Genomic DNA, 7,278 nt, shown 5'->3' with positions numbered 1-7,278 from the left:
CCGTGGGAGGGCAGGGCGCCGCTGACCGGTGGACGGCACCGAGCCGTGCACGAAACTGAATGAGGGCTTCTGGCTAATGCCGGAAGCCCTTTTTCGTATCTATCGGTAGAATAGAACGTGCAGACATCTATGAGTTAGCGTGTGTTGAGAGGAGCATGCATGACTGAGGCCGGCATCGGTGTCGATATCGTTGAGATTGCTCGCATGGAGTGCATCCTTGAGCGCACGCCCTCATTCGCGGTCAAGATGTTTACCGAGGAAGAGCGTCGGTATTGCGACCGCTCGGCGCGTCGAGCGGCTCACTACGCTGCTCGTTTTGCAGCGCGTGAAGCTGTCTTAAAGGCGCTCGGTACAGGGTTTTCCCAAGGGATCGGGCGGAAAGATGTCTCGGTCGCTCGCGACGATCGCGGACGACCCATTGCTGTGCTTAGGGGTAAGGCGCTCGAGATTGCCCACGAGCGTGGTATCGTCGAGGTTGCGCTCTCACTCTCCCTCACGAGCGAGCTTGCTGTTGCGAATGCGATGGCGATTTCTGAAGGATCTCGTCCCCACCAAAAAGATCGTCGCGAGGATGAGCGCGTGCAGATGGCGCGTTCGTTTAGAGATGCGCGCTCTATCTTGGATGAGCTCGAGCGTGTTCAGGACAACGCGCTAACATCGGTATCTGGCGAAACGTTGATCGACCATGGAGGTTCAGATGAGACCGATTCTGGGCTGTGAGGAGGTCGCGCGTCTCGAAGATTGCATCGAGGCTGAAGGCACGACTAAAGCATCGCTCATGGAGCTTGCAGGTGAGTTCACCGCTTCTGTCGTTTCCGCTACCAAGCCAAAACACGTCCTTGTTCTTGTGGGTTTTGGCAATAATGGCGGTGACGGCTGGGTCGCGGCAGATGTGCTCGCGCACAACGGCATCGCTGTTGATGTGGTGAGCCCGGTTGAGCCCGACGAGATTCCCGCTGCGCTTGCTCGCCATGTTGCGCGCCGCACCGCGGGACGCGACGTGAACGTTGTGGTAGGGCCTTCGCGCGACGAGTTGAGCGAGCTCATCCCCCAAGCCGATGTGGTTGTCGATGCCATTCTGGGTACTGGGTTTCATGGGTCGCTTCGGCCACCGTTTTCCATTTGGATTCCTACGGTCAATGAACTTGCACCTGAAGTCGTTTCCGTCGATGTGCCTTCTGGCCTTAATGCCCAAAGCGGTGCCGTCGAGCAAGACTGCATTCGGGCCACGCGCACCGCGACGATGCTCGCGCCCAAGATCGGGCTGTATAGCGCCGATGGCCCGGACTACGCGGGCGAGGTGATCTGCGGGAAGCTGTACGATCGTCTTGATGAGGTCATCGATGATGTCGACCATGCTGCCGAGATGGTGGAGCCTGCCGACCTCATTGATTTCCTGGCACCTCTGCCATCCAATATCGACAAGTACTCGCGCGGTTCGGTGCTTGTTGTAGCTGGTTCTAGCACATATCCTGGCGCCGCGATGATGGCGGCGAAGGCCGCTGCGCGCGCCGGTGCTGGATATGTGGCCGTTGCCGCTCCTGCTACCTGCGCGAACCTCATTCGCATGGCGCTGCCTTCGGTGCCCGTTATCGACATACCTGCCGATTCCCGTGGCGCATTCGGCGCCGCGGCTCGTCGTGTTGTGTGCGAGACTGCAAAGAAGTTCTCCTGCGTGCTGTGCGGGCCGGGTATCACGACGGCGGCCGGCTGCATCGACGTGGTTTCCGGCTTGCTGGAAATCGATGTGCCGCTCGTGCTCGACGCCGACGCGCTCAACTGTCTCTCGAAGCTCTCGATCGGCGGGCTCGATAAGACGCCTGAGCTTTATAGGCGCGAGGCCCCGCTTGTCCTCACACCCCATTATCGCGAGCTTTCCCGTTTGGTAGCGAGCGATGGGGTCGTCGATCTTGGCAGCGCTATCGAGGCCGCCCAGCGTTTGCTCTGGGCGGCGGGATCCGACGATTTTATCGTTGTGGCGAAAGGGCCGGTGACGGCGGTCGCAGGCGTGGAGAAGGTTTTGCTGCCGCTCTCCGGGCCGGCATCGCTTTCCACCGCGGGAACCGGTGATGTGCTCTCTGGTATCCTGGCAGGCACACTTGCGCTTAATCATGGCTACGACGGCCCTTGGGAGCTGCTGTGTTCCTATGCGGTTTCGCTTCACTCCCTCACGGGGTTCATCGCGGCGGAGCGCTATGGTGAGAAGAGCGTCATCGCAACGGATTTGATCGACGTGATAGGCGATGCCATGGCGCTTGCCGAAGAAGAGGCGCTTAAAGGGCTCAGCGAGGGCGATATCTCGTCTGGGGTAAAGGGGGCTTGAGACTGCCATGTCGACGATGAAGATGCCCGAGACGCGCTGGGCGTGGGTCGAGATCGACCGCGGTGCGCTTCGACGGAACGTGCGCGCCTATAAGAATCTGCTCGGACCGCGCCAGCGCCTGTGCTGCGTGGTCAAAGCCGATGCCTATGGACACGGGGCTATCGAATGCGCGCGCGTGATGCACTCTGTCGGCGCCGACATGTTCGCCGTCGCAACGGTCATGGAGGGTGTGCGGCTTCGCGAAGGCGGCATCTCGGCGCCCATTTTGCTGCTGAGCGAACCTCCGGTAGAGGCGATTCCCCTTCTGCTTGAGCATCGCATCATGCCGACGGTCTACACGGTCGAGTTCGCCTTAGCATATGGTGAGGGCGCAGTGCAGGCAGGTACCGTCGGTGCGTACCATCTTGCTATCGAGACAGGTATGAACCGCATCGGTGTCCACTATACCGAGGTCGTGGAGTTCCGCCGCAGCATCGATTTTCATCGCGGACTTGAGTGTGATGGCGTGTTCACACACTTCGCAACTGCAGACGATGTCGACGGTTGGGATTACAAGCTGCAGTGCAAGCGCTTTGACGAGGCGGTGTCCGCCATGCGCGATGCCGGCTTCGACTGCGGGACGGTGCATTGCGATAACACGCCCGCAACGATGCTCGATACCACGACGCGCTATGACATGGTGCGCGTGGGTATCGGCTTGTATGGCTTGCAGCCGTGCGAGGCGGCTGCTGTACGCATGCCGCTCGAGCCGGTTATGAGTGTGCGGGCGCGCATCACGCGTACGACACATCCTGCCATGGGCGAGGGCGTGAGCTATGGATTCACCTATCGCGTTCCGCGCACATCGGTGCAGATTTGCACGATTCCGTTGGGATATGCCGATGGCCTTTCCCGCGTGCTCTCCAATCGCATGGATGTGCTCTATCGCGGCGAGCGAGTGCGCCAGGTGGGAAACATCTGCATGGATCAGTGCATGTTCGCCATTCAGCAGACGCCCATCCACCAGATTCCCGAGGCGGAGCACGGTGATATCGTGACGATTATCGGTCGCGACGGCGATGCGGAAATCACCATGGACGAGATGGCGCGTTTGCGCGGTACCATCAACTACGAGGTCGCGTGCGATTTCGGCATGCGGCTGGAGAAGGTGTACTTGTAAAGCCGCCGTGCGCTGCCGGGCGTTTGACCGGGTTCAGGCACGAGGTAGCTGACGACGAAAGAAGAGATGACCGAGCCGCATAGAGGCGTGCGGTTCAAGCAAGGAGTCCATATGGGCATCATGCACATTCCCGGCCATGAACAGCAAAAGCCGCGTGAAGTTTCGCTCGAGGAGATTCGCGCCGTTTTGGGGGACTGCCGCTTGTGCGAGCTGTGCCAGACGCGCACGAACATCGTCTTCGGGGTGGGAAACCCGCATGCGCGTGTCATGTTTGTGGGCGAGGCTCCGGGGCGCAACGAAGACCTGCAGGGAGAGCCCTTTGTGGGCCGCGCTGGCGAGAACCTCAACGCGATTCTCTCGCTTGCCGGGCTCACTCGAGACGAGATCTATATTGCCAACGTGCTCAAATGCCGCCCGCCGGGAAACCGCGATCCTAAGCCCGACGAGGTGCTTGCATGCTCGCCGTTTCTGCGCGAGCAGATCCGCAGCATCTGGCCGGATGTGATTGTGACGCTCGGCAACCCCGCAACGCATTTCGTGCTTAAAACCGAGACGGGCATCACGCGCTTGCGCGGGCGTTTCCATCAGACGGGGCACTTCACCGTCATGCCGACGTTCCATCCTGCCGCGGCGTTGCGCAATCCGGCTTGGCAGGAGCTACTCGAGGAGGACTTCCGCATGCTCGGTGACTGGCTCGAACGTCACCCAGCGGGCGCATCCATGGGCGCGGCGGTTGCTCAAGATGCCGCCTCGCCACTGCCCGCGATCAGGGAGTAGCCATGGCGCTGGAGCGAGAGGCTGCGTTCGCGTATGAGAGCGCGTCGCAAGGAGATACCGAGCGCTTGGGCGAGTTCGTTGCCCCTGCGCTCGCGGACGGCGACGTGCTCGTGCTTACCGGCGGTCTTGGCGTGGGGAAGACGCATTTCACCAAGGGCGTGGCGCGCGGTCTGGGCGATGATCACCCGGTGACGAGCCCCACCTTCGCCCTCATGGCGGTGCATGACGGCGGACGTATCCCGCTCTTCCACTTCGACTTATACCGGCTCGAGCACGCCTATGAGCTCGAGGATACCGGCATCTTCGACGTGCTGGGCTACGAGGGCGCGTGCCTGCTTGAATGGGGCGAGCAGTTCCAGGATGAGCTGACCGACGAGTTCCTGGGCGTGGTGATCGAGCGCATGGGCGAGACGACGCGCCGCATCACGCTGGAGCCGCATGGGAGCCGGGCGGAGGCGCTCGCGCGGGCGATCGACGATGCCGTGAGCCATTACATCGAGGACAAGTAAGATGAAACACGCAATCGAAACCAAGTTCGTTGCAGCAATCGATACATCGACGGACATGCTCGCGTGCACGGTGGCGCGTATTGACGGCGTGGATGGCGCGATCGATGTGCTCGCGTCGGGCGACCATCTGTGCCGGCGCCATGCGAACGTAGAGCTCATCGACACGCTCGATGCGATGCTGGTGCGGGCGGGCATTGCGCGCGAGCAGCTTGACGCGTACGTGGTCGGACGCGGGCCGGGCTCGTTCACGGGCGTGCGCATCGGCATCTCCACGGCAAAAGGTCTGGCATACGGCGCGAACGCTCACCTCTATGGAACCTCGACGCTCGATGCGAGCGCTTGGACGGCATGGCTTGCCGGCGTGCGCGGATTGTTAGGGGTGGCAGCAGATGCCATGCGTGGCGAGGTGTATCCCGCACTTTACCGTCTGGATGATGCTGGCGTGCGCCGCCTGTTCGATCGCGAGCGCGTGGTGAAGGCCGCCGTTGCCGTAGAGGAATGGGCGGGGCGCGCCGATGCCGCAGAGTTGCAGCTTACAGGTGATGGTCTTGTTCGCTACGGTGACCGTTTCGAGGAAGCGGGCTTGACATCGTGCATCGATCGCAGCTTGTGGTGGCCGAGCGGGGAGGGGCTCCTGCGTGCGTGGCGTGTTGGAGCGGCAAACGCCGGCGACGTAGCCGGATATGGTGATCCTGCGCTCGTGCTTCCCATCTACACGCGTCTTTCCGATGCCGAAGAGAACGAGCGCAAGCGCCTGGGACTTGCCAAGAGCGAGCAGGGCCAGACGACTGGTGTGGCAGATGAGCTCGCAGGGAGACATCTGCAATTCAGGCCGATGGGCCCTGCCGATGCGGAAGCCGCGGCAGATTTGGAACGATCGTGTTTTGCGGACGCTGCACATGCGCCGTGGAGCGCGGCTCAGTTTTTGGAGGAGTTGAGCCCCTCGGTGGCGGTGCCGCGCAGCTGGTGGGTGGCGCACGACGATGGCGAGCTCGTAGGTTATGCGGGCGGTATGGTCGTGGAGCATGAAGTCGAGATCCTTGACGTGGCGGTCGTGTCTGCGCGCCGTCGGGAGGGGATCGCGCGCAAGCTGCTCGCCCACGTGAGCTACGATGCGCAGATGCTCGGGTGCACGACAGCATCGCTTGAGGTCGAGGCGGGAAACAGCCCCGCGATCGCGCTGTACGAGGCGCTCGGGTTCACTCGCGTTGGTGTGCGGCCCGGATATTACGGGCACGGTGTAGATGCGGCGATCATGAAGGCGGAGCTGCCGCTCGTGTTGCCGGTCGATGCGGCATCTCCTGAGCCCACGGCTGCCGTCGTGCGCGCGTGGCCGCTTGCGGAACCGGAGCGGACGGACGAGGAGACGGCAGAGCTTGCGCGCCGCAGGCTCGTGCTTGCCATCGAGAGCTCGTGCGATGAGACCGCGGCGGCGATTATCGACGTCGAGGGGAACATGCTTGCCAACCAGGTGTCGACGCAGATCGACTTCCACGCGCGGTTCGGCGGCGTCGTGCCCGAGATCGCCTCGCGCAAGCATGTTGAGGCTATCGTGGGCGTGATTGATGCTGCACTCGAGGAAGCGGGGCACGCGCTCGGCCTTTCAGGCGGCACCGTGGCCCCTGCGGAGCTTGCGGCTATCGGCGTGACGCAGGGGCCGGGACTTGTAGGTGCGCTCGTGGTGGGCGTGGCGTTTGCAAAGGGCATGGCATACGCTGCAAACGTGCCGCTCATCGCGGTGAACCATCTGGAGGGGCATCTGTTCGCGAACTTGCTCGCGCAGCCGGATCTTAAACCGCCGTTTATCTTCACGCTGGTCTCGGGCGGGCACACCATGCTCGTGCATGTACGCGACTGGGGTGATTACCAGGTGCTCGGCGAGACGCTCGACGACGCCGTGGGAGAGGCGTTCGATAAGGTGGCGAAGGCGCTGGGCCTCGGATATCCGGGTGGGCCTATCATCTCGCGCTTGGCCGAGACGGGCGATCCGAAGGCGATTGAGTTCCCGCGCGCGCTCAACCGCAAGGGCGACTACCGGTTCTCCCTTTCCGGGCTGAAGACGGCGGTGGTGAACTACATCGAGCAAGAGACGGCGGCCGGGAGAACCATCCACGTACCCGATCTCGCTGCCTCGTTTGAGGCTGCCGTGTTCGACGTACAGTATAAGAAGGCGTGGGCAGCACTGCGCGAAACCGGCGCACGGGAGTACTGTATCGGTGGCGGCGTTGCTGCGAATCCGCACCTGCGCAAGATGATGATGAAGAAGCTCGGGCGTCAGGGCGTGCGCGTAACGCTTCCGCCCCAGGGTGCCTGCACGGATAACGCCGCGATGATCGCCGAGGTTGCCCGCCGCAAGTTCGAACGCGGCGAATTCGCGTCGCTGAACATCGACGCCGATCCCAACATGACGCTCTAACGCTTCGAATGTCCCAATTGGGGACAGGTGCATTTTGGGACACTTTGGGGACGGGCAGCCATGTAAAATTACCCCAGCGACTTTTTTACATTGC

General features: G+C 62.2%; 6 protein-coding genes. All 6 read left to right on the top strand.

Annotated features, from left to right (window positions below; translation table 11 throughout):
• Positions 1-159: 159 nt before the first annotated feature.
• Positions 160-720 (top strand): holo-ACP synthase, encoded by a 561-nt coding sequence (acpS, locus tag QZ079_RS06955; RefSeq protein ID WP_297036889.1) that lies wholly within the window; start codon positions 160-162, stop codon positions 718-720.
• On the top strand, positions 698-2,323 hold the full coding sequence (locus tag QZ079_RS06950) for an NAD(P)H-hydrate dehydratase (RefSeq protein ID WP_297036884.1): 1,626 nt from the start codon (positions 698-700) through the stop codon (positions 2,321-2,323). Before acpS ends, QZ079_RS06950 begins: the two co-directional genes overlap by 23 nt.
• Positions 2,324-2,330: 7 nt before the next feature.
• Positions 2,331-3,482: an alanine racemase gene (alr, locus tag QZ079_RS06945; RefSeq protein WP_297036882.1), complete on the top strand. Its 1,152-nt coding sequence runs from the start codon at positions 2,331-2,333 to the stop codon at positions 3,480-3,482.
• Positions 3,483-3,593: 111 nt separating this feature from the next.
• Positions 3,594-4,259, top strand: coding sequence for a uracil-DNA glycosylase (locus tag QZ079_RS06940; RefSeq protein WP_291290660.1), 666 nt, complete (start codon positions 3,594-3,596; stop codon positions 4,257-4,259).
• A gap of 2 nt (positions 4,260-4,261) precedes the next feature.
• Positions 4,262-4,768, top strand: a complete 507-nt coding sequence (tsaE, locus tag QZ079_RS06935; protein ID WP_297036877.1) for a tRNA (adenosine(37)-N6)-threonylcarbamoyltransferase complex ATPase subunit type 1 TsaE — start codon at positions 4,262-4,264, stop codon at positions 4,766-4,768.
• Position 4,769: 1 nt separating this feature from the next.
• The gene (tsaD, locus tag QZ079_RS06930; protein ID WP_297036874.1) at positions 4,770-7,184 is read left to right on the top strand and encodes a tRNA (adenosine(37)-N6)-threonylcarbamoyltransferase complex transferase subunit TsaD; all 2,415 of its coding nucleotides are present in this window, start codon (positions 4,770-4,772) and stop codon (positions 7,182-7,184) included.
• The last annotated feature ends 94 nt before the right edge of the window (positions 7,185-7,278 follow it).

It is taken from the genome of uncultured Enorma sp. (assembly GCA_905210055.1).
Lineage (GTDB): Bacteria > Actinomycetota > Coriobacteriia > Coriobacteriales > Coriobacteriaceae > Enorma.
This window is presented reverse-complemented; position numbering and strand designations above follow the sequence as displayed.